This is a genomic window from Rickettsia endosymbiont of Urophora cardui, assembly GCF_964030725.1.
Classification (GTDB): domain Bacteria; phylum Pseudomonadota; class Alphaproteobacteria; order Rickettsiales; family Rickettsiaceae; genus Rickettsia.
The window spans coordinates 654,566-681,072 of record NZ_CAXIPY010000007.1 but is presented as its reverse complement, the minus strand read 5'-3'; the positions used below and the strand labels follow the sequence as shown (position 1 = coordinate 681,072).

Here is a 26,507-nt window from a genome sequence, read left to right as displayed (position 1 = left end):
AGTTGCTAATCTTCTAGGGTTAATATTTAACATATTAAAACAACAATTAAGGAGGTCCATATGGAGGTTACTACAATTGGTATAGATATTGCAAAAAGAATTTTTCAAATTCATGGTGTAGATAAAAATGGCAAGACAGTATTAAAGAAAAAATTGATGAGAGATCAGGTTTTGACATTTATGGCTAATTTACCACAATGTTTAGTAGGGATGGAAGCTTGTGGTGGTTCTAGTTATTGGGCAAGAGAAATAACTAAATTAGGGCATGAAGTAAAACTAATGGCACCGCAATTTGTCAAACCATATGTTAAAACTAATAAAAATGATCAAGCAGATGCTGAAGCGATATGTGAAGCCGTGACAAGACCTAATATGAGATTTGTTGCAATTAAAACTATAGAGCAACAAGAAATTTTATCAATACATAGGGTAAGAGAGAGATTGGTAAAAAATCGTACAGCACTTGCTAATGAAATTAGGGGGCTACTACATGAGTTTGGTTTTATTGTTCCTCAAGGCATTAATAAGGTTATCACAAAATTAATTGAGATTTTAGATGCAGGGAAATTAAGCCAGTTAAGTTATCAAACATTTAGTGAACTAAAAGAAGAATTCTTAGATAATAACAGAAAAATAAAAGAGATAGAAAAACGATTAACAATGATAGCAAGTAACCTAACTCAATATCAACGATTAAGAGCTATACCTGGTCTTGGTTTAATTACTGCTACTGCTTTAATAGCATCAATAGGTAATGCTACAAGTTTTGAGAATGGCAGGCAATTATCGGCATGGCTAGGATTAGTGCCAAGACAACATTCAAGTGGTGGGAAGGATAAGCTGCTGGGAATTAGCAAGCGAGGTGATGTATACTTACGCACTTTATTAATTCAAGGGGCTAGAGCTGTACTAAATGCCAAGATAAGATTTACATCGGAAGAACAGAAATCTAAAAAAGATTTTAGCCAATTTACGAAATGGATGTTTAATTTATCTGAGCGAAGTAGCCATAATAAAACGACAGTTGCCATAGCTAATAAGTTGGCAAGAGTGGTGTTTGCTGTACTAAGATCAGGAGATGATTATGTAGAGAGTAAAGTTTGTAGCTAAAGAGTGTGTAGCATAGCACTTATAAGTAAAATAAATGGTGATTTATATAATGAATAGGTAAAAGCAAAACAATATGTAAGAGATTCCAACCCGAAATATGCTTGAGATAATTAATATTGATGGTAAATAAGACAAACCTTAGCTTACAAAAAAACTGCGTTTTTCAGTGGCTCTTTTAGAAGCCGATGGACTGATAAGTATATAGTTTGTAAGCCAGCGAATTCCATCAGGGCTGTAGAATAAATTAGGTTGATTTATCAGCTATAAGCCGGATACATGACTGCATTTGTTTGTTTTTATTATTGATGTTATTTTTTTCTTGCATTCTACAGGAGGTCCATACATGAAAAAATTGGACAAAAAAATGAAGGAGTGTGTTTCCGCAATAAGTTAGAATAAATAGCAATAAACTTAAGAGGAAAGATGAAGAAAAATAAAGTAAAAATTTTCAGTGCTTCAGAAAAAACGGGGATAGTATTAGAATTAATAAAAGAGGAGTCGACACTTGGTCAGTTAGCTTCAAAATATGCAATAAGTGTTACAACAATTCAAAATTGAAAAAAACAGTTTTTAGGTAATGCGGCATTAGCTTTTGAACCAGCTAAAGTTTTGAGTGAATATCAAGAACAAATAAATCATTTACAAGAGCAAAATGATGAACTTGCTAAAGCTCTTGGTAGAATCACAGTTGAGAGGGACTGGGCCGTGGGAAAGCTCAAAAGCTTGGATTTATCAAATAAAAAGAGTCTTGTACACTTCAAGCTAAATCAACTCTCAAAATCAAGACAGTGTGAACTATTAAAGATTAGTCGATCTACAGCCTACTATAAATCCAAGGAGATGAGTATAAATAAATTAAGTATTTTAAATAGAATAGATGAAATATATACAGATAATCCTGAATTTGGTTATCGCTATATTCATCAACAGTTACTAGAAGATGGTTTTATTGTAAAGATCGAGTACTAAAATATATGAGGATGATGGGTATAGAAGCTATTTACCCACATAAGAAAAAATCTACTTCTCGAAACGATAGTGAGCATAAGATCTATAGCTACTTACTTGATCAATATTGGACTAAATCTGGCTCAACAAAGCAAGTGTATGTGCCTAATGTGAATGAGGTTTGGAGTGGTGACATTACTTACATTAGAACTAATGGTGGCTTTATGTATATGGCAGCTATTATAGATTGGCATAGCAAGGCCATATTGAGCTATAAACTGTCAAATTCTATGGATGCATCTCTTGTAACTGATGTCTTGAAACAAGCTCTCAGTAAGTATAACGCTCCACAGATATTTAATAGTGATCAAGGTAGCCAATATACCAGTTATGACCACATAAATATTCTCAAGGAGCATGATATCCAAATTTCAATGAATGGCAAAGGTAGAAGTATTGATAATATAGTAATAGAAAGGTTTTTTAGAACTTTAAAATATAATTGTATCTTTATTAATGATTTTAACAATGTTAAAACCTGAATTCTGGATTAATCTAGGTTTGGAAGTAAGTATTTACAAGGGATAGAAGATACTCTATATAATTTTTAGCAAAAAAACAAGAGTATCCCCATGAAGAAAGATATTACTGCATTATTTTGTTTTGTCGATGATTTTTGTAAAATTAGCGAGCAGTGGATTAATAAATCATTTCTACCATTAATTAATAAAAACCCTACAAGAAAGCCTGAAATAAGCTATTCTGAGCTGTTAACAATAGTGCTTTTATACCATCAATCACCTTGTAAAAACTTTAAATATTTTTATATGTCCTATCTACAATTATATAAATCAGACTTTGTAACTCTTCCATCATATACTCGTTTTATAGTCCGTCCGCCAAAACTCTACAAGCCTTATAGATAATATGGTTTTAAGACAAGAAGTAATACAACAATCCGTAAGAAAATGATAAAATATGGTCATAAACCTTATGGATTTCAGTCAATGCCAATAGACAACATTATCAAATCGCAAGAACAAGGGAAACTGTTTGGTTATAAATTAAAAGAAGAATTAAACCCAAATAATAAGCTATATAAATTAAGAGAATTAATAAATTGGTCTAGGCTCGAAGAGTGGTTATCAAAAAATGTTTGTATTAAGAAATTTGGTAGAAATAGAAAATGTCATAGAGTGATGCTTGGCATAACGATGCTACAAGCAATGTATAATTTTTCAGATTCATTATCAGAGGAAGAGCTAAAAGAGAATATGTATTGGCAGTATTTCTGCGGGTGGGAATATATAGAAAAAGACATAGCTATCTCGGAAACTAGTATACGACGGTTTCGTAGTGTATTAGGTGAAGCTGGATATAATGAGATATTATCGGAGTTGATCAGGGTTGGGATAAAAACTAACACAATTAAAAAAAAAGATTTGGAATTAATCATCGCTGATACGACTGTACAAATTAAGAATATCAAACACCCACACGATGTTTATTTAATGGATAAAGCTAGGCTTAGCATAGTAAAGCTTTGCAACAGTTTGGGTATACATTTGAATGAAACATACGCTAGAACCTATAAACGCGATATAGTAAAGCTATGGAAATATAAAGAACATAGTAAAGCCAAGAAGCGTTGGAAAATAATGAAGCATTTAAAAATATTACTGGGTCGTTTGATTAGAGTATGTGAGCGTGAGATCAAAAATAAGCAATTAAACTTGTCTCTCAAAAATCAAGAAGTATTGCAAAAAATAAAACAAATACATAACCAATCTGTTTTAAAAAGAGAAGCTAAAAAGCAATATATAGCTAACGCGAAAAGGTTTTTACCATAGTTTTTGTATTTACTCACATATTCACCAGATCTAAATCCTATTAAACATTGCTGGACTAACTTTAAAAACTGTTTACATAAAATTATTGATCAATGCCTAAGTTTTTCCTAATCTGTGGTAGAAACATTTCCGTGTTAGCTATAAAGAAGATAACAAAGTATTATATAGTTTTCATGCCCCTGAAGTAGAGTGTATAGGAAAGGGAAAACGCAACAAGCCATATGAGTTTGGCAATAAAGTAGTGGTAGTAGTAAGTGGTCGTAGAAATTTTGTTTTATCCGCAAAATCGTTTCATAATAATCCTTATGATGGTCATACATTGCATCAGAGCTTTGAAGCAGTAGAGAGTGTCACTGGAATCAAGATAAAGAAATCATTTGTTGATCTTGGGTATAGTGGTAGCAATGTAAAGGAGAAGAGTAAGGTATATACCCCAAAAACGCGGAAGAAGTTGTTACAAGAGGACAAGTCTATGATCAAGAGACGCAGTGCCATAGAACCAATAATAGGTCACTTAAAGCAATATGGTCGGATGGGTAGAAACTTCTTGAAAGGTATGATAGGAGATATTATCAATCCAATAATCTCTGCTATTGGTTTGAATTTACGATGCATTGCAAATCATTTACAAATCGTGTCTAACTCCACATAAATCAAAAATATCATCATGCAAAAACTAGATGAACGATAAAAAATCGTTAACAATAGCTCCATATCAAAATTAGACCAACACAGAAATGTATCAGTAAAAATTAACATAACTTATTAATTTTTATTGAAAATCTTAGCAATTTGTTGTCAAAACTCTATCCCATTACAAATGATCAGGATTTGAAGTGTTTTTGGCGGATAGACTTTATAGCTCTAAAACCAAGAGTTCTGTGTTATTTAGTTTTATTACTTGAATGGTATATGCAGGCAGCTCAATCTACGGGAGTTTCTTATATTGACGCCACATCTTTAGAGGTTTGTCATCGAAAAAGAATCTCTCGTAATAAAGTCTTTGCCGGTATTGCTGCTTTGGGTAAAACAACAAAAAGTTGGTTTTTTGGTCTAAAATTACATTTGGTTATTAACGAAAAAGGTGAGATTCAAGGTCTAAAACTAACGCCTGGTAATGTAGATGATAGAGCGCCGGTTTCGATAATCACCAAACATATCACGGGATTATTGTTTGGCGATAAGGGTTATATCAAACAGGAGCTCTTTGATGATCTATACAGCAAAGGAATCAAGTTAGTAACTGGCATAAAGAAGAAAATGAAGAATAAACTTATGCCATTATTTGAAAAAATATTATTACGCAAACGCTCAATTATCGAAACAGTATTTAGTGTGCTGAAGGGTGCTTTCGAGATCGAACATACAAGACATAGATCAATTTGGAATGCCTTTGTACATATCTTATCCGCCCTAATTGCATACTGTATGAAACCTAACAAACCTGCTATATCTCAAAATTAGCTAATCCAGAATTCAGGTTAATAAGGTAAATAAAACATCAGTTTCTTCACGATTATATGGTACATATGATATATCATCAATTATCAATATTTCAAAATAATCGAATTTTTTAATAATTTGCTTAAGTTTTAAACTAAGCTTTGCTTCTAGTAATTGTTGAACCAAATTAGCTGCTGTTGTATATAATACACGTCTACCAGCAAGACACCACTCACGTGCTAAACCTATACTAAGATGACTTTTGCCAGTGCCAGGATTACCAAAAATAAGTATATTTTCATAGCGATCCATAAATTCTCCTTGTGCAAGATATTGGATCTTAGTTGGCGATAATCCTGGGATACGCTTAATATCAAAGTTGCTTAATAACTTATCTCGAGAGAGTTTTGCTTGCTTCAGCAATCTGGCAATACGTTGTTGTTGTCTATGTTCTAACTCACGTATGGCTAACTCCTGTAGATAATCTATATATGTTTTCTTTTCTTGCTCAAAGCTTTCTGCAACTGATTTATAGCACGATGCAAAAGTAGGTAAGCAAAGGTTCTTGAGTAAATTATTTAGCGGTTGCGGAGTTATTATCTGTTTACTCATGCAACCTCCATTGTTTTAAAGCAATGTAATTGATCATATTCAGACAGTATTGGTTGATTAATTTTTACTGAACAAACAGTTTGAGTCTGGCTATTTAGTCAATCTGTAATATGATCAATTATTGGCTCAATCTTCTTTTCTAATAGCACTTCTAATGCAGTAACTACATTCAATTCTCCATACATTTTTGCTAATTGTAATATTTTAAGATATATTTTATGCCCTTTATATGGATATATAGAGATAAGCTGGTCATATACCTGACGAAATATAGCACGTGGGAATAAAGCTTCGAGTCTTTTGCAATGGATAGTGGACTAATGGTATGGACCTCCTGATATAGAGAATGAAAAGCAGTTGCTAATCTTCTAGGGTTAATATTTAACATAATGATGCTCCTCGCAGCAGAGCTACGAGGTATCTAAAAAAGTTTTAGTTGTTTCTTATGATATCACGAAGCAGAGCTTCGGGGAATTAAACCCTGAGAGATTAAAACAACAATTAAGGAGGTCCATATGGAGGTTACTACAATTGGTATAGATATTGCAAAAAGAATTTTTCAAATTCATGGTGTAGATAAAAATGGCAAGACAGTATTAAAGAAAAAATTGATGAGAGATCAGGTTTTGACATTTATGGCTAATTTACCACAATGTTTAGTAGGGATGGAAGCTTGTGGTGGTTCTAGTTATTGGGCAAGAGAAATAACTAAATTAGGGCATGAAGTAAAACTAATGGCACCGCAATTTGTCAAACCATATGTTAAAACTAATAAAAATGATCAAGCAGATGCTGAAGCGATATGTGAAGCCGTGACAAGACCTAATATGAGATTTGTTGCAATTAAAACTATAGAGCAACAAGAAATTTTATCAATACATAGGGTAAGAGAGAGATTGGTAAAAAATCGTACAGCACTTGCTAATGAAATTATAGCTAACACGGAAATGTTTCTACCACAGATTAGGAAACACTTAGGCATTGATCAATAATTTTATGTAAACAGTTTTTAAAGTTAGTCCAGCAATGTTTAATAGGATTTAGATCTGGTGAATATGTGAGTAAATACAAAAACTATGGTAAAAACCTTTGCGCGTTAGCTATAGGGGGCTACTACATGAGTTTGGTTTTATTGTTCCTCAAGGCATTAATAAGGTTATCACAAAATTAATTGAGATTTTAGATGCAGGGAAATTAAGCCAGTTAAGTTATCAAACATTTAGTGAACTAAAAGAAGAATTCTTAGATAATAACAGAAAAATAAAAGAGATAGAAAAACGATTAACAATGATAGCAAGTAACCTAACTCAATATCAACGATTAAGAGCTATACCTGGTCTTGGTTTAATTACTGCTACTGCTTTAATAGCATCAATAGGTAATGCTACAAGTTTTGAGAATGGCAGGCAATTATCGGCATGGCTAGGATTAGTGCCAAGACAACATTCAAGTGGTGGGAAGGATAAGCTGCTGGGAATTAGCAAGCGAGGTGATGTATACTTACGCACTTTATTAATTCAAGGGGCTAGAGCTGTACTAAATGCCAAGATAAGATTTACATCGGAAGAACAGAAATCTAAAAAAGATTTTAGCCAATTTACGAAATGGATGTTTAATTTATCTGAGCGAAGTAGCCATAATAAAACGACAGTTGCCATAGCTAATAAGTTGGCAAGAGTGGTGTTTGCTGTACTAAGATCAGGAGATGATTATGTAGAGAGTAAAGTTTGTAGCTAAAGAGTGTGTAGCATAGCACTTATAAGTAAAATAAATGGTGATTTATATAATGAATAGGTAAAAGCAAAACAATATGTAAGAGATTCCAACCCGAAATATGCTTGAGATAATTAATATTGATGGTAAATAAGACAAACCTTAGCTTACAAAAAAACTGCGTTTTTCAGTGGCTCTTTTAGAAGCCGATGGACTGATAAGTATATAGTTTGTAAGCCAGCGAATTCCATCAGGGCTGTAGAATAAATTAGGTTGATTTATCAGCTATAAGCCGGATACATGACTGCATTTGTTTGTTTTTATTATTGATGTTATTTTTTTCTTGCATTCTACAGGAGGTCCATACATGAAAAATCAAGACAAAAAAATGAGTAGTATGTTTTCCTAATTTTTCGATTATCAGGCAGCAATTTGCTGATAATTTTGCATATAATTCAGATATACATTCATAGGCTTTTTATAACCAATACTTGAATGAAATCTGTGATAATTATATTTATTCAGATAATGATCAATCCCCTCTTTTAACTCTTTAACATTGTTAAAATCATTAATAAAGATACAATTATACAGGAGTTTCGCACTTAGCAAAAAGTATGTTAATCTAGAGAAAAATAGTTTTAGATAAAAATGACAAGAACAAAATGTAGCAAGGACTTATATAAATCATTTTTACAAGCAAGTAGTGTCAGATATACTAGCAAGGCATTATCTGAAGTGAGTCCAGTAGATCTATCTCACGATAGTGCAAGTCGATGGTTAAAGAGTAAGGATTTTCGTCCTAGCGAAATCTATAAGGAAGTGTCAAAATATATAGATTGGGAAGCACCGTGTTTATTAGTGGGGGATGACACCTTATTATCAAAGCAATACAGTCAGAAGATTGAGCTTGTACGTTATCAATATTCTGGAGCTGTACATGATGTTATACCTGGTATAGGAATGGTAAACTTACTACATTACAATACTAAAATTGCTCAATCTACTCCCGTAGATTATAGAATATATGATAAAGACACTGATGGTAAAACAAAGAATGAGCATTTTTGTGATATGCTTACTTTAGCTAAAGAAAGAGGTCTCAATCCTGATGCCATAGTCATGGATGCTTGGTATAGCGGGTTGAAGAATTTAAAACATATACGTAATTTAGGCTGGCTATGGGTTACCACCCTAAGGAAAAATAGAAAAGTTAATCATAATGTTAGCTTGGAAAGTTTAGAGATACCCGATGAGGGGCTAAAAATTCACCTACGTGGATACGGTTGGGTTACGGTATTTAAGTTTGTGGCAAAGAATGGTCGCATTGATTACATAACAACGAACTTGGACAATCCCACACGTGAGCAAATAGAGAAAATTGTTAAGGCACGTTGGTCTATAGAGGTTTATCATCGAGAATTAAAACAAACTTGTGGTATTGAACGCTGTCAGGCACGCACGGGCCGAGCTCAAAGAAATCATATTTGCCTTGCAGTATTTGCCTGGCTTGATATGAATAAAAGGAGGATAAATGAAAACATTACTTTATATCAACAAACTTGGGAAGTTATAAAAACATCAATTCAAAACAATATCAGATGGCTTTTAACTGATTCGCAACTTTGCTAAGTGCGAAACTCCTGTTATATTTTAAAGTTCTAAAAAACCTTTCTATTACTATATTATCAATACTTCTACCTTTGCCATTCATTGAAATTTGGATATCATGCTCCTTGAGAATATTTATGTGGTCATAACTGGTATATTGGCTACCTTGATCACTATTAAATATCTGTGGAGCGTTATACTTACTGAGAGCTTGTTTCAAGACATCAGTTACAAGAGATGCATCCATAGAATTTGACAGTTTATAGCTCAATATGGCCTTGCTATGCCAATCTATAATAGCTGCCATATACATAAAGCCACCATTAGTTCTAATGTAAGTAATGTCACCACTCCAAACCTCATTCACATTAGGCACATACACTTGCTTTGTTGAGCCAGATTTAGTCCAATATTGATCAAGTAAGTAGCTATAGATCTTATGCTCACTATCGTTTCGAGAAGTAGATTTTTTCTTATGTGGGTAAATAGCTTCTATACCCATCATCCTCATATATTTCAGTACTCGATCTTTACCGACAATAAAACCATCTTCTAGTAACTGTTGATGAATATAGCGATAACCAAATTCAGGATTATCTGTATATATTTCATCTATTCTATTTAAAATACTTAATTTATTTATACTCATCTCCTTGGATTTATAGTAGGCTGTAGATCGACTAATCTTTAATAGTTCACACTGTTTTGATTTTGAGAGTTGATTTAGCTTGGAGTGTACAAGACTCTTTTTATTTGATAAATCCAAGCTTTTGAGCTTTCCCACGGCCCAGTCCCTCTCAACTGTGATTCTACCAAGAGCTTTAGCAAGTTCATCATTTTGCTCTTGTAAATGATTTATTTGTTCTTGATATTCACTCAAAACTTTAGCTGGTTCAAAAGCTAATGCCGCATTACCTAAAAACTGTTTTTTCCAATTTTGAATTGTTTTAACACTTATTGCATATTTTGAAGCTAACTGACCAAGTGTCGACTCCTCTTTTATTAATTCTAATACTATCCCCGTTTTTTCTGAAGCACTGAAAATTTTTACTTTATTTTTCTTCATCTTTCCTCTTAAGTTTATTGCTATTTATTCTAACTTATTGCGGAAACACACTCCTTCATTTTTTTGTCCAATTTTTTCATGTATGGACCTCCTGTAGAATGCAAGAAAAAAATAACATCAATAATAAAAACAAACAAATGCAGTCATGTATCCGGCTTATAGCTGATAAATCAACCTAATTTATTCTACAGCCCTGATGGAATTCGCTGGCTTACAAACTATATACTTATCAGTCCATCGGCTTCTAAAAGAGCCACTGAAAAACGCAGTTTTTTTGTAAGCTAAGGTTTGTCTTATTTACCATCAATATTAATTATCTCAAGCATATTTCGGGTTGGAATCTCTTACATATTGTTTTGCTTTTACCTATTCATTATATAAATCACCATTTATTTTACTTATAAGTGCTATGCTACACACTCTTTAGCTACAAACTTTACTCTCTACATAATCATCTCCTGATCTTAGTACAGCAAACACCACTCTTGCCAACTTATTAGCTATGGCAACTGTCGTTTTATTATGGCTACTTCGCTCAGATAAATTAAACATCCATTTCGTAAATTGGCTAAAATCTTTTTTAGATTTCTGTTCTTCCGATGTAAATCTTATCTTGGCATTTAGTACAGCTCTAGCCCCTTGAATTAATAAAGTGCGTAAGTATACATCACCTCGCTTGCTAATTCCCAGCAGCTTATCCTTCCCACCACTTGAATGTTGTCTTGGCACTAATCCTAGCCATGCCGATAATTGCCTGCCATTCTCAAAACTTGTAGCATTACCTATTGATGCTATTAAAGCAGTAGCAGTAATTAAACCAAGACCAGGTATAGCTCTTAATCGTTGATATTGAGTTAGGTTACTTGCTATCATTGTTAATCGTTTTTCTATCTCTTTTATTTTTCTGTTATTATCTAAGAATTCTTCTTTTAGTTCACTAAATGTTTGATAACTTAACTGGCTTAATTTCCCTGCATCTAAAATCTCAATTAATTTTGTGATAACCTTATTAATGCCTTGAGGAACAATAAAACCAAACTCATGTAGTAGCCCCCTAATTTCATTAGCAAGTGCTGTACGATTTTTTACCAATCTCTCTCTTACCCTATGTATTGATAAAATTTCTTGTTGCTCTATAGTTTTAATTGCAACAAATCTCATATTAGGTCTTGTCACGGCTTCACATATCGCTTCAGCATCTGCTTGATCATTTTTATTAGTTTTAACATATGGTTTGACAAATTGCGGTGCCATTAGTTTTACTTCATGCCCTAATTTAGTTATTTCTCTTGCCCAATAACTAGAACCACCACAAGCTTCCATCCCTACTAAACATTGTGGTAAATTAGCCATAAATGTCAAAACCTGATCTCTCATCAATTTTTTCTTTAATACTGTCTTGCCATTTTTATCTACACCATGAATTTGAAAAATTCTTTTTGCAATATCTATACCAATTGTAGTAACCTCCATATGGACCTCCTTAATTGTTGTTTTAATATGTTAAATATTAACCCTAGAAGATTAGCAACTGCTTTTCATTCTCTATATCAGGAGGTCCATACCATTAGTCCATTATAAAGTTTCCCAACATGAATAAGGCAACATAAAATGAAATAGTAAGTGAGGATATGGTTGCCCACCAATACAAATACCCAATTGATTCATATTGGTCCAATCAGACTGACTCTGTTTGCCAGGAAGAATATTTTGTAAAAAGATTACTGTCTTATCCTTACCATGTGCAGCTCTCCATTGTTTCAACCTTTTCTGCAAACAGCGTAATTGCTTCCCATTATAATTCCCATGATACTTTTCTGTCAAATATGCTAATATGGTAGTTGCTTGCAACTCCGGTGCTGATTCTAGCATTGATTCTATTTCATCCCAGTGCTTCACAAATGGATCCTTACGTGTCCTATATTTACGTATTGTGCGTAATTCGCTTGGATACTTATTAATACGTAAATACTTACGTGCCGTTTTTACACTCATACCTGCTTTTGCAGCAGAAATTATCTGATTATATTTTTTGATCTTTTGCATTAAAATACCTACTTGGTTATTTGTACATGTCATCAGTAATTCTCGAATAATATTTAAATATTTAAAAATAAATTTTTATTCGATTTTACTGTCCATAGTTACTTCTTTTTTATAGGTAATTTTAATGTTCGTTGAGGGTAATTCTAATATTCGTTAGTCATGTATATCTCAAAATTCGCTAATCCAGAATGCAGGTTTAAAGATGAAATTATAGAATCTTTACATTCTAAATACCCTGAATCAATTGAACTTGGACTAGTTGATAACAAAATTATTATTTATGATATACATAAATTACTTTATAATTTACCTTATTTTATGTATGAACATAATATTTTGATACTAGGAAATGATGCATAACAATTATTTTGAACAAATAAAAAGACTACCACTTATTTTAATTCTACTCATTAGCCTAATTTGTTCTATTGGGTTTATTGTTCTTTATTCTGCTGCAAATAGCAATCTGCAACCTTGGGTACTTAAACAAATTGTGAATTTTTGTATATTCATGCCTATAGCTATAATCATTGCTCTAATTGATTTGCGGATAATCTTTAGATTATCTTATATTTTCTATTTTTGTGTACTCGCTTTATTAATTGCCGTAGAGCTTTTTGGCTCAACAGCAATGGGCGGAAAAAGATGGATAGATATTGGGATAGTAAAGCTGCAACCTTCCGAGCCGATAAAAATTGCCATAGTATTAATGTTAGCCCGATATTTTCACTCACTAACAGTGGATGATCTAAGTAAACTTCATAAAGTAATTATACCAATTATAGGCGTGCTAGTTCCAGCTTTTTTAATAATTAGAGAACCAGATCTTGGTACAGGTATGATTACTTTAATTGTCTCTAGCATTATATTTTTTGCAGTAGGTTTTAGAATAAAATATTTTATAATACTTGGAGTTACAGCCCTTGTTAGCTTACCTATCGCTTGGAATATGTTGTATGATTACCAAAAAAAACGTGTGATGGTTTTTTTAGATCCGGAACGTGATCCGCTAGGAGCTAGCTATAATATTATACAATCTAAAATCGCTATAGGCTCAGGGGGGTGCTTTGGTCTTGGGTTAAATCAAGGCAGTCAAAGTCATTTAGATTTCTTGCCCGAACACCAAACCGATTTTATTTTTGCTACTTTTGCTGAAGAATTCGGCTTTTTAGGCGGTATGTTTTTACTTGTGTTATATTTCTCACTTATAACTCTTTCCTTATTAATTGGCGTCCATTGTCGCACTGTTTTTAGCAAATTAATGGTCATAGGTATAACTGCCACGCTATTTAGTCACGTATTTATCAATATGGCTATGGTTATGGGATTAGTACCTGTAGTAGGAGTACCACTACCATTTATTTCTTATGGTGGTACAATGATGGCATCAATGTTGATGGGCTTTGGATTGGTTATGAACGCTCAAGTAAATGGGCATACTAACTTAACGAATATATGAGAGTTTAGTTTGACTATTATAACGAGCATGTTATAATAGTCATGACCAAACTAAACAACCCTCAGCTATAAGCTGAGGGGTTATAAAGTGGAATCGATTAGAAATCGATCATCATTCACAGGTTCACCTTCCTGTTCATCAATATAGTGCTGTATCATTTCATCAGTTATATTACCTGAACTGACTGCCATATAGTCTATCCGCCAAAAACACTTCAAATCCTGATCATTTGTAATGGGATAGAGTTTTGACAACAAATTGCTAAGATTTTCAATAAAAATTAATAAGTTATGTTAATTTTTACTGATACATTTCTGTGTTGGTCTAATTTTGATATGGAGCTATTGTTAACGATTTTTTATCGTTCATCTAGTTTTTGCATGATGATATTTTTGATTTATGTGGAGTTAGACACGATTTGTAAATGATTTGCAATGCATCGTAAATTCAAACCAATAGCAGAGATTATTGGATTGATAATATCTCCTATCATACCTTTCAAGAAGTTTCTACCCATCCGACCATATTGCTTTAAGTGACCTATTATTGGTTCTATGGCACTGCGTCTCTTGATCATAGACTTGTCCTCTTGTAACAACTTCTTCCGCGTTTTTGGGGTATATACCTTACTCTTCTCCTTTACATTGCTACCACTATACCCAAGATCAACAAATGATTTCTTTATCTTGATTCCAGTGACACTCTCTACTGCTTCAAAGCTCTGATGCAATGTATGACCATCATAAGGATTATTATGAAACGATTTTGCGGATAAAACAAAATTTCTACGACCACTTACTACTACCGCTACTTTATTGCCAAACTCATATGGCTTGTTGCGTTTTCCCTTTCCTATACACTCTACTTCAGGGGCATGAAAACTATATAATACTTTGTTATCTTCTTTATATTGCTTTTTAGCTTCTCTTTTTAAAACAGATTGGTTATGTATTTGTTTTATTTTTTGCAATACTTCTTGATTTTTGAGAGACAAGTTTAATTGCTTATTTTTGATCTCACGCTCACATACTCTAATCAAACGACCCAGTAATATTTTTAAATGCTTCATTATTTTCCAACGCTTCTTGGCTTTACTATGTTCTTTATATTTCCATAGCTTTACTATATCGCGTTTATAGGTTCTAGCGTATGTTTCATTCAAATGTATACCCAAACTGTTGCAAAGCTTTACTATGCTAAGCCTAGCTTTATCCATTAAATAAACATCGTGTGGGTGTTTGATATTCTTAATTTGTACAGTCGTATCAGCGATGATTAATTCCAAATCTTTTTTTTTAATTGTGTTAGTTTTTATCCCAACCCTGATCAACTCCGATAATATCTCATTATATCCAGCTTCACCTAATACACTACGAAACCGTCGTATACTAGTTTCCGAGATAGCTATGTCTTTTTCTATATATTCCCACCCGCAGAAATACTGCCAATACATATTCTCTTTTAGCTCTTCCTCTGATAATGAATCTGAAAAATTATACATTGCTTGTAGCATCGTTATGCCAAGCATCACTCTATGACATTTTCTATTTCTACCAAATTTCTTAATACAAACATTTTTTGATAACCACTCTTCGAGCCTAGACCAATTTATTAATTCTCTTAATTTATATAGCTTATTATTTGGGTTTAATTCTTCTTTTAATTTATAACCAAACAGTTTCCCTTGTTCTTGCGATTTGATAATGTTGTCTATTGGCATTGACTGAAATCCATAAGGTTTATGACCATATTTTATCATTTTCTTACGGATTGTTGTATTACTTCTTGTCTTAAAACCATATTATCTATAAGGCTTGTAGAGTTTTGGCGGACGGACCATATAGCCCCTAGCCCACAAATGATTGCCCCAAAATTGTTTTCGTAAATGAGTAAATTCTTGCAATAAAATTCTTGAGCTAATGCCTTTTAAATACTGTACTAACTTGCTAAGAGATATTTGCGGCTTATATGAGATAAACATATGTACGTGATCACATGATATTTTCCCTGAAATTATATGTACTTCATGTTCCATGCAAATCTGCCTCAGTAAATCTCTAGTCCTTTCCGATACTTTGCCTATCAATATTCTCTTCCTATATTTTGGTATCCATATAAGATGCACTTTTAAATCATACTGACTATGACTATTCTTTCTATAACTTCTCATATTTCTTGATATAAATTCATTGCTAAAGCAATTTCATTATATCTTCCCTTCGCCTAAAGGCGAGGGATTTTTGATCCCCGAAGGGGGACATTAACATACTCGTTATAATGGTCATAAATATTATTTTTTCACCACCACTTCTTCTTTTTAAAATATTTATAGGTAACGGCTATAGATATGACCATTAAAAACAAGGCTATAGGGTAGCCGTAAGGCGATTGAAGCTCAGGCATCACAGTGAAATTCATGCCGTAAATACTGGCTATTAAAGTAGGTGGCAAGAAAAATATAGTCACTAATGAGAAAAGCTTAACCATATTATTCTGCTCAATAGCAATCATACCAAGTGCTGCGTCTAACTGAAGTTTTGACAAAAATTCTAATTTTTCTGACTAAAGTAAAAAATTATATTTAAAGTTAAATATTGAGTGCTTTTATCAGCTTAAAAGCGATATTTCTATAATTTAAAGTAAATTATTGGATATATAATACAAATTATAGATTGATACACTCGCCACTTTTTTTAATAAAAATTTTTTGTCAAAACTTCAGGTCTAAGGTTCTTGCAATCTCACTAGATATAAATTGTGAAAAGTTAATTATTGAATCCACATCACGAAGCAAAGTATCTAATAAATCTTTTGATGGCTCTGTCTCATCAATTGTGTAAATTTCGTGAACCATTAAATTCTACCATCAAATTTGATCATAAAATGAGCCATAGCTTCATTCCAATTGGGGATAGGAATAGACCATTTTTTGGTAATATAATCAGTTGTCAGATATAAAACCTTAAATACTGCGTCATCATTTGGAAAGATGCGTTTATTCTTAGTAACTTTTCTCAATTGGCTATTCAGCGATTCTATCGCATTTGTAGTGTAAATAATCTTACGAATCTCCTTTGGATATTGCAAGAAAATTATCAAATTATACCAAGATTTAGCTATATGCGGATATTGCTTACTCCATTTTTGATCAAATGACTCAAGAGCTAATTCTGCTGCTTTTTCAGTAGCAGAAGTATAGATTAGTTTCAAATCCACTGCTAATTGCTTTCTATCTTTATATGATACATATTTGAGGCTATTCCTGATCTGATGGACAATACAAATTTGATGTTCAGTTTTCGGATATACTGATGCAATAGCATCAGACATACCAGTTAGATTATCACTACAAGCAATTAAGATATCTTTTACTCCTCGATTCTTCATTTCAGTAAAATTACCAAGCCAAAATTTAGCTCCTTCATTCTCACTTATCCATAAGCCTAAAATATCCTTTCTGCCAGATAAATCTATTCCTAAAGCTACATATACTGATTTAATGATGCTCCTCGCAGCAGAGCTACGAGGTATCTAAAAAAGTTTTAGTTGTTTCTTATGATATCACGAAGCAGAGCTTCGGGGAATTAAACCCTGAGAGATTAAATCCACTGCTCGCTAATTTTACAAAAATCATCGACAAAACAAAATAATGCAGTAATATCTTTCTTCATGGGGATACTCTTGTTTTTTTGCTAAAAATTATATAGAGTATCTTCTATCCCTTGTAAATACTTACTTCCAAACCTAGATTAATCCAGAATTCAGGTTTATAGATATTGGTACAGCCCATTTAGGCTGAGCACCGATGCAAACTACACTATATTCATAACCCGCAACTGGTCGGTTATTAGCATTCTGTCTAATATATGTACGATCAATTGCTTCCTTGGAATCTTTCTTGCTACTCACTGTAGTATCTATTTGTAGTAAGTTTTTACTCTCATTAATCAGTTTACTTATTAAGTATTTTTCTATATCTTCTCGAGTCTTAAAACGTTGCTTATCTCTTATATTTAATGATTCATCACGAGCACAGTAAAAATTCTCTATAGCTCTGTATACACTTGACCAACTACGCTGAAAATATTTATTAGTTGTTAATTCAACAACAGATCTTGCTTTAACGCTATCATTAGTTACTAGTGATAGTATTAATTCTAAAACCACATCTTGATTATAGGGAAAAATTTTTTATTTCTTGCAACATTTCTTGTATAATCATACACACTAAAACCCCTTTTGTATTTGAGCGTATTTATATCATAACTTATAAGTTTGGCTATCTTTTTGTCAAAACTTCAGTCAGGTGAAACCACAAGTGATAAAATTTGCCTTGCGGTTTTACTTAAAACTTGTCCATTCAGGCGGTATAAAATTCCCCACTATATCGTAAAAAATTGTATCGTTGGAAGACTCTAACAAAGAAAAAAAGGAACAACTATCTTATCCATAGTTCCTCCATTTTATTGAGGGGAAACCAGCATAAAGCCAGCATATACCCAGCATATAAAAAACACATATAAGGTAAGGATGTGTTAGAAAGCTGGTTATAATATGGTGGGCGATGACAGACTCGAACTGCCGACCCTCTCGGTGTAAACGAGATGCTCTACCAACTGAGCTAATCGCCCTATATTAAACATGATGCTCCTCGCAGCAGAACTACGAGGTATCTATCCAAAAAGCTTTAACTGTTTTTGTTGAAATGCTTTATAAGAAGGTTTGCCTGAACCTTGATTCTGTACATAATTACGTAATTTCTGCTCATCACCATGTTTACCTACTGTGCTCATAAAATATCCTTTACTCCAAAACTCACTTCCCCATCATTTTTCTTTAAGATTTGGATATTTCTCAAACATTTTCTTAGAAGTAATACTTTTTATGATTTGAGTTATTTTTGTTGGGCTATACATTGGTATTGACTGTAATAAAAAATGTACGTGATCTTTATCTACTCCTATTTCTAAGAATCTAATTTCATAACGATCTTCTATGTGCTCACAAATTTTACACAAATAATCATCTAGTTCTTGATTGAATATTACTCTTCTATACTTTGCCGGCGTTACTAAATGATATATTAGTACTGTGACATTATGACTCTTATGTATATAACTGCTTTCTTCCATTCAAGTAGTATATCACGAAGCAGAGCTTCGGGGAATTAAACCCTGAGAGATTAAATAAAAAATAACATAATTATTTTTATGATTTAAATTTAATTCATAGTTTTTATTTTTTTTGATAATTTACTGATTTTTCTTGATGCAGTATTTAACTTAATTATATTTTTTTTCACACCTTGCATTATCTTAGATTGTGCAATTACTAAAGCTGAGTTAGCTTCTTCTTTATTACCTTGATTAATTTCATGTAAAACTTTTTTCACAAAAGTTTTTATTGCACTAGCTCTTCTTTTATTAACTAAGGTTTTTTTTACTGTTTGTCTTGCAGCTTTCTTTGCTGAAGAATGATTAGCCATTACTTAGTCCCTTTATTACTTTTAATATCTTCTTTGCTATTATCTTGAGGTATATTTCCTTTAGCATTAATATCTCTATCTACAAATTCAATATATGCGATTGGAGCTAAATCACCATAGCGAAATCCGGCTTTTACTATTCTAGTATATCCACCTGGTCTATCTTTGTATCTAACACCTAAAATATCTATAAGCTTCTCGATTGCTTTTTTATCTTTTATTTTTGATAGAATATTGCTTCTTGCTGCTAAGTTATTATCCTTAGCCTTAGTAACTAGCACTTCGATATAAGGTCTTAATTCTTTAGCTTTTGGCAAAGTAGTTTTTATTTGCTCATGAGTAACAAGTGATACTGCCATATTAGCAAGCATTGCTTTTCTATGGCTACTTGTTACATTTAATTTTCTACCTTTAATTTTATGTCGCATCTCTATTGTCCTTAATTATAAGAATCTTCGTAACGTTTAGATAATTCATGTATATTTTCTGGTGGCCAATCTGGTACATCCATACCAAATCTCAAACCAAATTTTGCAAGTATTTCCTTAATTTCATTTAGGGATTTTCTACCAAAATTTGGAGTTCTTAGCATATCAGCTTCAGTGCTTTTTACCAAATCACCTATATAAATTATATTATCATTTTTTAAACAATTTGCTGATCTAACTGATAATTCCAATTCATCAACTCGTTTAAGTAAATAAGGAGAAAATGGTAATGCATCTGTTTTAACTTGTTTATCTTCTTCTTGTTCTTCAAAAGAAATAAATAATTGAAGCTGTTCTTGCAAAATACGAGCAGCTAAGCCTACCGCCATTTCAGGTAATATATCACCATTAGTTTCAACAAACATAATTAACTTATCATAGTCAGTGACCTGACCTATCCTTGTATTTTCTACTTTATAAGTAACACTTTTTACAGGATTAAATAAAGCATCTATAGCTATTTCACCAATTGGTAAGTTATTATCCTCATTATTGTTTGTACTGAGTGTGTACCCCTTACCAACTTTGCAAGTTAATTCCATTTCAAATTGTTTATTCTTAGCTAAATTGCAAATTACATGATCAGGATTTAATATTTCTACGTCATGCCCGGCTTCAATCATACCCGCCGTTATAGCACCAGGTCCTGTTGCTTTTAAGCTTACAACACGTTTTTCTGCAACGTGCATTTTGATTTCTATGCCTTTAACATTCAAAATTATCTCTGATATATCCTCTTTTACACCTGGTATAGAAGAAAATTCATGCTCTATTCCAGGAATTTTTATAGAGGTAACCGCTGCCCCTTGTAGAGAAGAAAGTAAAACTCTTCTCATAGCATTACCTAGAGTCAAACCAAATCCCCTTTCTAAAGGCTCAACTATAATCTTAGATTTATTATTAGTCTCAGGGAAGCTCTCATAAGATACTTTATCTGTTTTTATTAAAGCGTTCCAGTTTTTACTTAACGATAACATTTAATACCTATGCTTCTTATACTCTTCTTCTTTTTGGTGCTTTTACTCCATTATGAGCAATTGATGATACATCTAAAATTGATGTAACTACAAAATTTTGCCCAAACAAAGCTCTCATTGCAGATTCACGCTGAGCACCAGGTCCTCCAATTCTAATAGAAATAGTTTTGAGACCGTATTCTTTTGCTTTTTCAGCTGCTTTATCAATTGTTATCTGAGCTGCATAAGGTGTAGCTTTTTTTGCTCCCTTAAACCCATTAGCTCCGGCTGATGCAGAAGATATCGCATTACCCTGAACATCAGTAAATGTTACAATAGTATTATTAAACGATGCTCTAATATGTACCACACCTAGTGTGATAGTTTTGTTCTTTTTTTTAGCTTTAACCATCTGATTCATTATGTTTATACTCTACTTTAACTATTATTTTACAGCTTTTTTCTTTCCGGCTATTGCAACAGCTTTACCTTTTCTAGTTCTAGCATTAGAATGAGTATTCTGACCTCTTACAGGTAGCTTACGTATATGTCTAAGCCCTTGATAACTTCTAATATCTTTTTTCTTTTTAATATTAAGCGTTACTTCTCTTCTTAAATCACCTTCAACTTTATATTCATTTTCGATAATATTACGTAAGCTTATTAGTTCTTGGTCAGTGAGATCTTTAACTTTCTTATCCTCTAATATTTTTGCTTTTTTACAAATTGTTCTTGCCATAGTAGTCCCAAGACCATAAATATAAGTCAAGCTTACTACTAAACGTTTATTATCGGGAATGTTAACACTCGCAATTCTTGCCACAAATATTCTCCAAAATTTTACTGGTAACTAGAAAATAATATAAAAATCTTTACTAAAGTCAATTGATTTTTAGTACTTTCTCTATATGATCTTCTATTTGCTCTTCATTTTTATTTCCATCAATCATATAAAAATCATCATTGTTTTTATAATGCTGTATTAATGGATAAGTTTCAGTTTTAAATATATTAATTCTTTCTTTTATTACTTCTTCATTATCATCTTTTCTATATTCAAATACGCTCGATTTACAAACATCGCATATTTTATCAATTTTAGGCTTTAGAAAATGATCATTATATATTTTTCCGCAATTTTTACAACTATATCTGCCTAAAATTCTTTTAATTAGTAATTCATCTGAAACATTTAAATATATTACTTTTATTTTTTCTGTGACAAATGATTCAAAAAACTTAGCTTGTTCTAAATTACGCGGATATCCATCTAATATATAACCTTTTTTATAATCAGAAGATGATAAAAAATTTTTAATTATATGATTAACTATTTCATCAGGAATAAGCTTTCCTTGCTCAACATAACTATTAATTACCTCAGCATCCTTACTTGATGTTTTAATAATTGCTCTAAATATATCGCCAATTGCTATATGTGGTAAATGAATTTTTTCAGCTATTTTTTTTCCTTGAGTTCCTTTTCCAGCACCGGGAGGACCTAAAAAAATTATTATCACTTCTAACTCATTTTTAATTTTTTAATTTTACTTTCTTCATTAAACTTTCATATTTACTACTAAATAAGTAAGTTTGAATTTGAGTCAACGTATCAAGTACTACATTTACTACAATTAAAAAACTTGTACCACCTAAAGAAAGAGAAATAACATATTTATTCATTAATAATTCAGGTATTATACATATTATACTTAGATATATACCACCTACAACCGTAAGCCTAGTAAGTATATAATCAAAATATTCAGATGTATTTTTTCCTGGTCTTTTACCAGGAATGTAAGCACCGTATTTTCTTAAATTATTAGCAGTTTCTTCAGAATTAAATACTATTGCGGTATAAAAAAAGCTAAAAAACATTATCAATGCTACATACAATAATATATATATAGGCTTCCCGTGACCCAAATAATAAGTAAGCATATTCATTATTTCAGAATTACTACTTGAAAAATTAGCCAGTGTAGCCGGGAATAATAAAATTGAACTAGCGAATATCGGAGGAATTACCCCAGAAGTATTTAACTTAAGTGGCATATATGTTGAATCACCACCATAAATTTTATTTCCTACTTGCCTTTTAGGATACTGAACCAATAATTTTCTTTGTGCTTTCTCAAAGAAAATTATTACAGATATTAATACAACTACTCCCGCACAAACAACAATTGCAACTAAAGGTGATAATGCACCTTTTCTTGATAGTTCAAACATACTAATAATAGCACTAGGCACACCGGAAATTATACCTATAAATATAATTAAAGATGTACCATTACCTATACCACGTTGTGTAATTTGTTCACCTAACCACATTAGTAGCATCGTACCTACCACTAAAGTAATTACTGTTGTAATTTTAAAGAAAAGCCCCGGTATAATTACTACAGGTCCAGTATTTGTTACAATTGACTCTAAACTTACTGCAACACCATAAGCTTGAAGTGAAGCAAGCAAGACTGTTAAATATCTAGATAATTGATTTATTTTCCTTTTACCCGCTTCTCCTTCTTTTTTCAAATTTTCTAAAGGCTTATATGCTACAGACATTAGCTGGATAATTATTGATGCTGTTATATATGGCATAATCGCTAAAGCAAAAATGGACATTCTGCCTAGTGAACCACCTGACAGCATATTAAACATACCAAGTATCCCTGACTGATTTTTTTCAGCAATACTACCTAAAGCAATAGCATCTATACCTGCAATAGGTATAAACGAACCAAATCTGCATATTATAAGAACAAAAATAGTAAAAATAATACGATTAATTAAATCATTGCTAGATTTTTTAGAGAAATTTTGGTTCATAAATTATAATAATTTTCCGCCTGCTTTTTCAACTATTTCTTTAGCTTTAGAAGAATAAGAATCTAATTTAAACGATAAAGGATAATTGAAATCATCACTGCAAATAGATAACAATTTTACTAACTTTTTATTACTTTTATTAATTAAACCAATTTCTATTAATTTTTCCTTAGTAATAACATCATTAGCATTTAAACGCTCTTCTGCTATTGCTGCTTCAATATTATCAATATTAATAACATTATATTTTTTAGATGAGATACAATTAAAGCCCCTCTTAGGCAGCCTCTTAATCATTGGAGTTTGACCACCTTCAAAGCCTTTTATTGCAACACCTGCTCTAGATTTTTGACCTTTAACACCTCTTCCAGCAGTTTTTCCTTTTCCACTACCAATACCACGTGCTACTCTTTTCTTATTTTTTTTAGCACCTATATTATTATATAATTCATTTAATTTCATTGAAAAACTCTAATTACACATTTTCTATTTTTAATAAATGCCCTACCTTTTTGAGCATACCTTGAACTGAATCAGTATTTTTAAGAACAACAGATTTATTAATTTTATTTAAACCAAGCCCAATTAATGTTAATTTTTGATCATATTTACGACCTATACTGCTTTTAACTTGAGTAACTTTTACATCATTAATTAAATTTTTATTATTCATAGCGTATACATCTTACCTTAAAATATTATTCATTAACTTGGATATCAGAAGATTTTATAAAAATTTCATTCATTTTTTTATCTCTTCTTGCAGCAATAGATTTTGGGGACGAAAGTTTTTTTAATGCATCAAACGTTGCAGCTATCATTGTATAAACATTTGTTGAGCCTATCGACTTAGCAACAATATCATGAACACCTAAAGAATCAAAAATTGCTCTCATAGACCCCCCTGCTATAACGCCCGTACCTGCTTTAGCTCTTCTTAAGACCACCTTAGCTGCTCCACTTCTGCCTATAACATCGTGATGAATTGTTCTATTTTGATATAAAGATACTTTCATCATTTTCTTTTTAGCAGCTTGTTTTGCTTTTTCTCTTGCTTCATTTACTTCTTTTGCTTTACCGTGACCTGCTCCAACTCTTCCAGCTTTATCACCGACTACTACATAAGCAGAAAAAGCAAATCTTCTACCACCTTTTACTACTTTTGTAACTCTATTTACATCAACTAAAAATTCACTTAAAGCTTCTTCGTTTTTTCTAACTTTAGACATATTTTAAACCTTAAACTAAAATCTTATTTTTTTTCTAGCAGCATCAGCAAGAGCTTTTACAACACCATGATACTTATATCCACTTCTATCCAATACTACCTCTTCTACACCACAAGATACAGCTTTCTCAGCTATTAATTCACCTATTTTTGTAGCATTTTCAACGTTACAATGAGATTTTTTTAATTTTTTAATCTTTTCGTCTAAAGTTGAAGCAGAAGCAATTGTTATTGATTTAGTATCATCAATGATTTGTGCATAAATATGTCTACCTGATTTAAATATTGACAATCTAGCTCTGGTAGCTGTTTTAGCTATTTTATGTCTTATTCTACTTCTTCTCTTTTCAAATTTTAGCTTAGCACTACGCATATTTAACTCTTAAATTAATTTTTCTTACCTTCTTTGCGTGGTATAAATTGATCTTCAAATTTAATTCCTTTTCCTTTATAAGGTTCGGGTGGTCTTTGTTTTATAATAATTGAAGCAAATTGACCTAATTTTTCTTTATCTGTACCCTCAAGAATAATTATATTCTGCTTAGGTACTTCAACTTTAATGTGTGAAGGTATTTCAATTTTTGTGTTATGACTTTTAGCAAGCATTAGATTTAAATACTTACCTTTCATCATTGCCCTATACCCTACGCCATTAATTTCAAGCTTTAACTTAAAGCCTTCTTTAACTCCGGTAACCATATTTGATATTATGCTTCTAGCTGTACCCCACATAGCACATGCACTTTTACTTGAAGATAATGGCTTTACTAAAAGCTTATTTTCTGCTAATGAAATTCCTATGCTACCTTTAAAGCTCTTTGACAACTCACCTTTAGGTCCTGATATTTTTACTTCTAAATCATTTAACCCGACTTTTACACCTTCAGGTATAATAATCGGTAACTTTCCAACGCGTGACATTTTTTTACCTTAAAATACTTTACAAATTACTTCACCACCAACATTTTTAATATGAGCTTCTCTATCAGACATAACACCATAAGGAGTAGATAGAATATATATTCCCATATTATTGTAGTATCCTTTTAAGTCCTTAATTGCAGAATACACCCTTTTTCCTGGCTTTGACACTCTATGAATCTCACATATAGAAGCATCACCATTAGCAGAATATTTTAAGGTTACCTCAGTATAGCTAATGTTATCTTTTGGAGTACTTGTATAATTTTTTATATAACCTTCTTTTTGTAGCACTTCTAAAATTGAAGTTTTAATCTTAGAACTAGGAAAAGAAACATTTATTAGTTTGCTTTTATAAGCATTTCTAATTCTAGTTAACATATCTGCTACATTATCTGTCATTGACATATTTATTCACCTATTATTTTTACCAACTTGACTTAATTATCCCTGGCACTAAACCTCTGCCACTTAATTCTCTGAGTTTATTTCTTGATATGCCAAATTTTCTTATAACCCCTCTTGGTCTACCTGTAAGCTCACATCTATTTCTAATTCTAGTGGCTGATGAATTTCTAGATAATTGTGCTAATGACATTACCAAAGAAAAACGCTCTTCTAATGAAATATTTTTATCGTAAATTTTATTTTTTAATTTTTCACGCTTATTATGTAAACTTTGTGATAATTTTTTTCTTTTTTCATTCTTTTTTATAGAACTTACTTTTGCCATTAT

At 31.9% G+C, this 26,507-nt stretch carries 32 protein-coding genes, 1 tRNA gene and 8 pseudogenes; 13 read left to right on the top strand and 28 right to left on the bottom strand.

Annotation, left to right across the window (positions count from 1 at the left end; genetic code table 11):
* The first annotated feature begins 60 nt into the window (after nt 1–60).
* The 8 genes and pseudogenes from AAHI98_RS17730 (at nt 61) to AAHI98_RS17700 (ending at nt 5,372) form a co-directional block, all read left to right on the top strand.
* Nucleotides 61–1,110 carry an IS110 family RNA-guided transposase gene (locus tag AAHI98_RS17730; RefSeq protein ID WP_342224642.1) on the top strand — a complete coding sequence of 350 codons (1,050 nt, stop codon included), beginning with the start codon at nt 61–63 and terminating at the stop codon, nt 1,108–1,110.
* A gap of 423 nt (nt 1,111–1,533) precedes the next feature.
* Complete coding sequence (locus tag AAHI98_RS17725) at nt 1,534–1,668, top strand: hypothetical protein (RefSeq protein ID WP_342226633.1); 135 nt, start codon at nt 1,534–1,536, stop codon at nt 1,666–1,668.
* Between the two features lie 51 nt (nt 1,669–1,719).
* Nucleotides 1,720–2,079: a hypothetical protein gene (locus tag AAHI98_RS17720; RefSeq protein WP_342226632.1), complete on the top strand. Its 360-nt coding sequence runs from the start codon at nt 1,720–1,722 to the stop codon at nt 2,077–2,079.
* 14 nt (nt 2,080–2,093) lie between these two features.
* Entirely contained in the window at nt 2,094–2,600 is a 507-nt protein-coding gene (locus AAHI98_RS17715) for a DDE-type integrase/transposase/recombinase (protein WP_342226631.1), read from the top strand.
* A gap of 90 nt (nt 2,601–2,690) precedes the next feature.
* Nucleotides 2,691–2,966 (top strand): annotated as a pseudogene (locus AAHI98_RS18945) (IS982 family transposase); the annotation flags it as partial.
* 60 nt (nt 2,967–3,026) lie between these two features.
* Nucleotides 3,027–3,908, top strand: a complete 882-nt coding sequence (locus AAHI98_RS17710) for a transposase (protein WP_342226630.1) — start codon at nt 3,027–3,029, stop codon at nt 3,906–3,908.
* A 193-nt stretch (nt 3,909–4,101) separates the two neighbouring features.
* Nucleotides 4,102–4,560, top strand: a complete 459-nt coding sequence (locus tag AAHI98_RS17705) for a transposase (protein ID WP_342226694.1) — start codon at nt 4,102–4,104, stop codon at nt 4,558–4,560.
* Nucleotides 4,561–4,703: 143 nt separating this feature from the next.
* Nucleotides 4,704–5,372: an IS982 family transposase gene (locus tag AAHI98_RS17700; RefSeq protein WP_458693700.1), complete on the top strand. Its 669-nt coding sequence runs from the start codon at nt 4,704–4,706 to the stop codon at nt 5,370–5,372.
* Between the two features lie 12 nt (nt 5,373–5,384).
* Here the strand turns inward: AAHI98_RS17700 and AAHI98_RS17695 are convergent, their stop codons facing one another.
* Nucleotides 5,385–5,963, bottom strand: a complete 579-nt coding sequence (locus AAHI98_RS17695) for an ATP-binding protein (RefSeq protein WP_342224831.1) — start codon at nt 5,961–5,963, stop codon at nt 5,385–5,387.
* A gap of 515 nt (nt 5,964–6,478) precedes the next feature.
* On the opposite strand from AAHI98_RS17695, the pseudogene AAHI98_RS17690 reads away from it, so the two are divergent.
* Nucleotides 6,479–6,940 (top strand): annotated as a pseudogene (locus AAHI98_RS17690) (IS110 family RNA-guided transposase); the annotation flags it as partial.
* Nucleotides 6,941–7,052: 112 nt separating this feature from the next.
* Nucleotides 7,053–7,700 (top strand): IS110 family RNA-guided transposase, encoded by a 648-nt coding sequence (locus AAHI98_RS17685; protein ID WP_342226629.1) that lies wholly within the window; start codon nt 7,053–7,055, stop codon nt 7,698–7,700.
* Nucleotides 7,701–8,096: 396 nt separating this feature from the next.
* On the opposite strand, the gene AAHI98_RS17680 is transcribed toward AAHI98_RS17685, so the two are convergent.
* Entirely contained in the window at nt 8,097–8,288 is a 192-nt protein-coding gene (locus tag AAHI98_RS17680; RefSeq protein ID WP_342226628.1) for an integrase core domain-containing protein, read from the bottom strand.
* A gap of 39 nt (nt 8,289–8,327) precedes the next feature.
* Between AAHI98_RS17680 and AAHI98_RS17675 the strand changes: the two genes are divergently transcribed.
* Entirely contained in the window at nt 8,328–9,308 is a 981-nt protein-coding gene (locus AAHI98_RS17675) for an IS701 family transposase (RefSeq protein WP_342224818.1), read from the top strand.
* Here AAHI98_RS17675 and AAHI98_RS17670 read toward each other — a convergent pair.
* The 3 genes from AAHI98_RS17670 to AAHI98_RS17660 form a co-directional block, all read right to left on the bottom strand.
* Nucleotides 9,274–10,353, bottom strand: a complete 1,080-nt coding sequence (locus AAHI98_RS17670; protein ID WP_342226627.1) for an IS3 family transposase — start codon at nt 10,351–10,353, stop codon at nt 9,274–9,276. The two genes, AAHI98_RS17675 and AAHI98_RS17670, sit on opposite strands and share 35 nt — an antisense overlap.
* A gap of 423 nt (nt 10,354–10,776) precedes the next feature.
* Nucleotides 10,777–11,826: an IS110 family RNA-guided transposase gene (locus AAHI98_RS17665; protein WP_342224642.1), complete on the bottom strand. Its 1,050-nt coding sequence runs from the start codon at nt 11,824–11,826 to the stop codon at nt 10,777–10,779.
* Between the two features lie 102 nt (nt 11,827–11,928).
* Entirely contained in the window at nt 11,929–12,432 is a 504-nt protein-coding gene (locus tag AAHI98_RS17660; protein WP_342226626.1) for a hypothetical protein, read from the bottom strand.
* Between the two features lie 156 nt (nt 12,433–12,588).
* Here AAHI98_RS17660 and AAHI98_RS17655 point away from each other — a divergent pair.
* Both AAHI98_RS17655 and rodA read left to right on the top strand, forming a co-directional pair.
* Nucleotides 12,589–12,759, top strand: a pseudogene (locus tag AAHI98_RS17655) (ankyrin repeat domain-containing protein); the annotation flags it as partial.
* On the top strand, nt 12,752–13,858 hold the full coding sequence (gene rodA, locus AAHI98_RS17650) for a rod shape-determining protein RodA (RefSeq protein WP_342226693.1): 1,107 nt from the start codon (nt 12,752–12,754) through the stop codon (nt 13,856–13,858). The pseudogene AAHI98_RS17655 and the gene rodA, both read left to right, overlap by 8 nt.
* An 80-nt stretch (nt 13,859–13,938) precedes the next feature.
* Here the strand turns inward: rodA and AAHI98_RS18940 are convergent.
* From AAHI98_RS18940 to rpsN, 23 genes and pseudogenes are all read right to left on the bottom strand, one after another.
* Nucleotides 13,939–14,064: pseudogene (locus AAHI98_RS18940) on the bottom strand (IS200/IS605 family transposase); the annotation flags it as partial.
* A gap of 191 nt (nt 14,065–14,255) precedes the next feature.
* Nucleotides 14,256–15,617: an IS5 family transposase gene (locus AAHI98_RS17645; protein WP_342224717.1), complete on the bottom strand. Its 1,362-nt coding sequence runs from the start codon at nt 15,615–15,617 to the stop codon at nt 14,256–14,258.
* A gap of 78 nt (nt 15,618–15,695) precedes the next feature.
* Nucleotides 15,696–16,028 (bottom strand): annotated as a pseudogene (tnpA, locus tag AAHI98_RS17640) (IS200/IS605 family transposase); the annotation flags it as partial.
* Nucleotides 16,029–16,156: 128 nt separating this feature from the next.
* Nucleotides 16,157–16,387: pseudogene (locus AAHI98_RS17635) on the bottom strand (Loki-CTERM sorting domain-containing protein); the annotation flags it as partial.
* 181 nt (nt 16,388–16,568) lie between these two features.
* A complete protein-coding gene (locus AAHI98_RS17630) occupies nt 16,569–16,712 on the bottom strand; it encodes a hypothetical protein (RefSeq protein ID WP_342226700.1) in 144 nt (47 codons plus the stop codon).
* Nucleotides 16,712–17,362, bottom strand: a pseudogene (locus tag AAHI98_RS17625) (IS256 family transposase); the annotation flags it as partial. The pseudogene AAHI98_RS17625 and the gene AAHI98_RS17630, both read right to left, overlap by 1 nt.
* Before the next feature lie 240 nt (nt 17,363–17,602).
* Complete coding sequence (locus AAHI98_RS17620; RefSeq protein WP_342226624.1) at nt 17,603–18,025, bottom strand: hypothetical protein; 423 nt, start codon at nt 18,023–18,025, stop codon at nt 17,603–17,605.
* A gap of 388 nt (nt 18,026–18,413) precedes the next feature.
* Nucleotides 18,414–18,489, bottom strand: a tRNA-Val gene (locus AAHI98_RS17615).
* 42 nt (nt 18,490–18,531) lie between these two features.
* Nucleotides 18,532–18,990, bottom strand: a pseudogene (tnpA, locus tag AAHI98_RS17610) (IS200/IS605 family transposase).
* 89 nt (nt 18,991–19,079) lie between these two features.
* Nucleotides 19,080–19,343 carry a 30S ribosomal protein S20 gene (gene rpsT, locus AAHI98_RS17605; RefSeq protein WP_011477695.1) on the bottom strand — a complete coding sequence of 88 codons (264 nt, stop codon included), beginning with the start codon at nt 19,341–19,343 and terminating at the stop codon, nt 19,080–19,082.
* Entirely contained in the window at nt 19,343–19,771 is a 429-nt protein-coding gene (gene rplQ / locus AAHI98_RS17600; RefSeq protein ID WP_342226623.1) for a 50S ribosomal protein L17, read from the bottom strand. Before rplQ ends, rpsT begins: the two co-directional genes overlap by 1 nt.
* Before the next feature lie 11 nt (nt 19,772–19,782).
* A complete protein-coding gene (locus AAHI98_RS17595) occupies nt 19,783–20,808 on the bottom strand; it encodes a DNA-directed RNA polymerase subunit alpha (protein WP_342226622.1) in 1,026 nt (341 codons plus the stop codon).
* Nucleotides 20,809–20,824: 16 nt separating this feature from the next.
* Complete coding sequence (gene rpsK / locus AAHI98_RS17590; protein ID WP_342226621.1) at nt 20,825–21,208, bottom strand: 30S ribosomal protein S11; 384 nt, start codon at nt 21,206–21,208, stop codon at nt 20,825–20,827.
* 24 nt (nt 21,209–21,232) lie between these two features.
* A complete protein-coding gene (rpsM, locus tag AAHI98_RS17585) occupies nt 21,233–21,610 on the bottom strand; it encodes a 30S ribosomal protein S13 (RefSeq protein ID WP_342226620.1) in 378 nt (125 codons plus the stop codon).
* 58 nt (nt 21,611–21,668) lie between these two features.
* Nucleotides 21,669–22,307 (bottom strand): adenylate kinase, encoded by a 639-nt coding sequence (locus AAHI98_RS17580; RefSeq protein WP_342226619.1) that lies wholly within the window; start codon nt 22,305–22,307, stop codon nt 21,669–21,671.
* A 13-nt stretch (nt 22,308–22,320) separates the two neighbouring features.
* Nucleotides 22,321–23,622: a preprotein translocase subunit SecY gene (gene secY / locus AAHI98_RS17575; protein WP_342226618.1), complete on the bottom strand. Its 1,302-nt coding sequence runs from the start codon at nt 23,620–23,622 to the stop codon at nt 22,321–22,323.
* 3 nt (nt 23,623–23,625) lie between these two features.
* On the bottom strand, nt 23,626–24,084 hold the full coding sequence (rplO, locus tag AAHI98_RS17570; protein WP_342226617.1) for a 50S ribosomal protein L15: 459 nt from the start codon (nt 24,082–24,084) through the stop codon (nt 23,626–23,628).
* A gap of 13 nt (nt 24,085–24,097) precedes the next feature.
* Nucleotides 24,098–24,295 (bottom strand): 50S ribosomal protein L30, encoded by a 198-nt coding sequence (gene rpmD / locus AAHI98_RS17565; RefSeq protein ID WP_341788285.1) that lies wholly within the window; start codon nt 24,293–24,295, stop codon nt 24,098–24,100.
* A 25-nt stretch (nt 24,296–24,320) separates the two neighbouring features.
* The gene (gene rpsE / locus AAHI98_RS17560; RefSeq protein WP_342226616.1) at nt 24,321–24,851 is read right to left on the bottom strand and encodes a 30S ribosomal protein S5; all 531 of its coding nucleotides are present in this window, start codon (nt 24,849–24,851) and stop codon (nt 24,321–24,323) included.
* Nucleotides 24,852–24,866: 15 nt separating this feature from the next.
* On the bottom strand, nt 24,867–25,223 hold the full coding sequence (rplR, locus tag AAHI98_RS17555; RefSeq protein ID WP_342226615.1) for a 50S ribosomal protein L18: 357 nt from the start codon (nt 25,221–25,223) through the stop codon (nt 24,867–24,869).
* Between the two features lie 14 nt (nt 25,224–25,237).
* Nucleotides 25,238–25,771 (bottom strand): 50S ribosomal protein L6, encoded by a 534-nt coding sequence (rplF, locus tag AAHI98_RS17550; RefSeq protein WP_342226614.1) that lies wholly within the window; start codon nt 25,769–25,771, stop codon nt 25,238–25,240.
* A gap of 9 nt (nt 25,772–25,780) precedes the next feature.
* The gene (gene rpsH, locus AAHI98_RS17545; RefSeq protein ID WP_011477707.1) at nt 25,781–26,179 is read right to left on the bottom strand and encodes a 30S ribosomal protein S8; all 399 of its coding nucleotides are present in this window, start codon (nt 26,177–26,179) and stop codon (nt 25,781–25,783) included.
* Nucleotides 26,180–26,198: 19 nt separating this feature from the next.
* Nucleotides 26,199–26,504, bottom strand: coding sequence for a 30S ribosomal protein S14 (rpsN, locus tag AAHI98_RS17540; protein ID WP_011477708.1), 306 nt, complete (start codon nt 26,502–26,504; stop codon nt 26,199–26,201).
* Between the last annotated feature and the right edge of the window lie 3 nt (nt 26,505–26,507).

Coding starts and splice junctions, on each gene's coding strand:
- AAHI98_RS17730 (WP_342224642.1), top strand. CDS start 61: ATGGAGGTTACTACAATTGGTATAGATATTGCAAAAAGAATTTTTCAA.
- AAHI98_RS17725 (WP_342226633.1), top strand. CDS start 1,534: ATGAAGAAAAATAAAGTAAAAATTTTCAGTGCTTCAGAAAAAACGGGG.
- AAHI98_RS17715 (WP_342226631.1), top strand. CDS start 2,094: ATGGGTATAGAAGCTATTTACCCACATAAGAAAAAATCTACTTCTCGA.
- AAHI98_RS17710 (WP_342226630.1), top strand. CDS start 3,027: ATGATAAAATATGGTCATAAACCTTATGGATTTCAGTCAATGCCAATA.
- AAHI98_RS17695 (WP_342224831.1), bottom strand. CDS start 5,963: ATGAGTAAACAGATAATAACTCCGCAACCGCTAAATAATTTACTCAAG.
- AAHI98_RS17675 (WP_342224818.1), top strand. CDS start 8,328: ATGACAAGAACAAAATGTAGCAAGGACTTATATAAATCATTTTTACAA.
- AAHI98_RS17670 (WP_342226627.1), bottom strand. CDS start 10,353: ATGAAGAAAAATAAAGTAAAAATTTTCAGTGCTTCAGAAAAAACGGGG.
- AAHI98_RS17665 (WP_342224642.1), bottom strand. CDS start 11,826: ATGGAGGTTACTACAATTGGTATAGATATTGCAAAAAGAATTTTTCAA.
- AAHI98_RS17660 (WP_342226626.1), bottom strand. CDS start 12,432: ATGACATGTACAAATAACCAAGTAGGTATTTTAATGCAAAAGATCAAA.
- rodA (WP_342226693.1), top strand. CDS start 12,752: ATGCATAACAATTATTTTGAACAAATAAAAAGACTACCACTTATTTTA.
- AAHI98_RS17645 (WP_342224717.1), bottom strand. CDS start 15,617: ATGATAAAATATGGTCATAAACCTTATGGATTTCAGTCAATGCCAATA.
- AAHI98_RS17630 (WP_342226700.1), bottom strand. CDS start 16,712: ATGGTTCACGAAATTTACACAATTGATGAGACAGAGCCATCAAAAGAT.
- rpsT (WP_011477695.1), bottom strand. CDS start 19,343: ATGGCTAATCATTCTTCAGCAAAGAAAGCTGCAAGACAAACAGTAAAA.
- rplQ (WP_342226623.1), bottom strand. CDS start 19,771: ATGCGACATAAAATTAAAGGTAGAAAATTAAATGTAACAAGTAGCCAT.
- AAHI98_RS17595 (WP_342226622.1), bottom strand. CDS start 20,808: ATGTTATCGTTAAGTAAAAACTGGAACGCTTTAATAAAAACAGATAAA.
- rpsK (WP_342226621.1), bottom strand. CDS start 21,208: ATGAATCAGATGGTTAAAGCTAAAAAAAAGAACAAAACTATCACACTA.
- secY (WP_342226618.1), bottom strand. CDS start 23,622: ATGAACCAAAATTTCTCTAAAAAATCTAGCAATGATTTAATTAATCGT.
- rplO (WP_342226617.1), bottom strand. CDS start 24,084: ATGAAATTAAATGAATTATATAATAATATAGGTGCTAAAAAAAATAAG.
- rpmD (WP_341788285.1), bottom strand. CDS start 24,295: ATGAATAATAAAAATTTAATTAATGATGTAAAAGTTACTCAAGTTAAA.
- rpsE (WP_342226616.1), bottom strand. CDS start 24,851: ATGTCTAAAGTTAGAAAAAACGAAGAAGCTTTAAGTGAATTTTTAGTT.
- rplR (WP_342226615.1), bottom strand. CDS start 25,223: ATGCGTAGTGCTAAGCTAAAATTTGAAAAGAGAAGAAGTAGAATAAGA.
- rplF (WP_342226614.1), bottom strand. CDS start 25,771: ATGTCACGCGTTGGAAAGTTACCGATTATTATACCTGAAGGTGTAAAA.
- rpsH (WP_011477707.1), bottom strand. CDS start 26,179: ATGTCAATGACAGATAATGTAGCAGATATGTTAACTAGAATTAGAAAT.
- rpsN (WP_011477708.1), bottom strand. CDS start 26,504: ATGGCAAAAGTAAGTTCTATAAAAAAGAATGAAAAAAGAAAAAAATTA.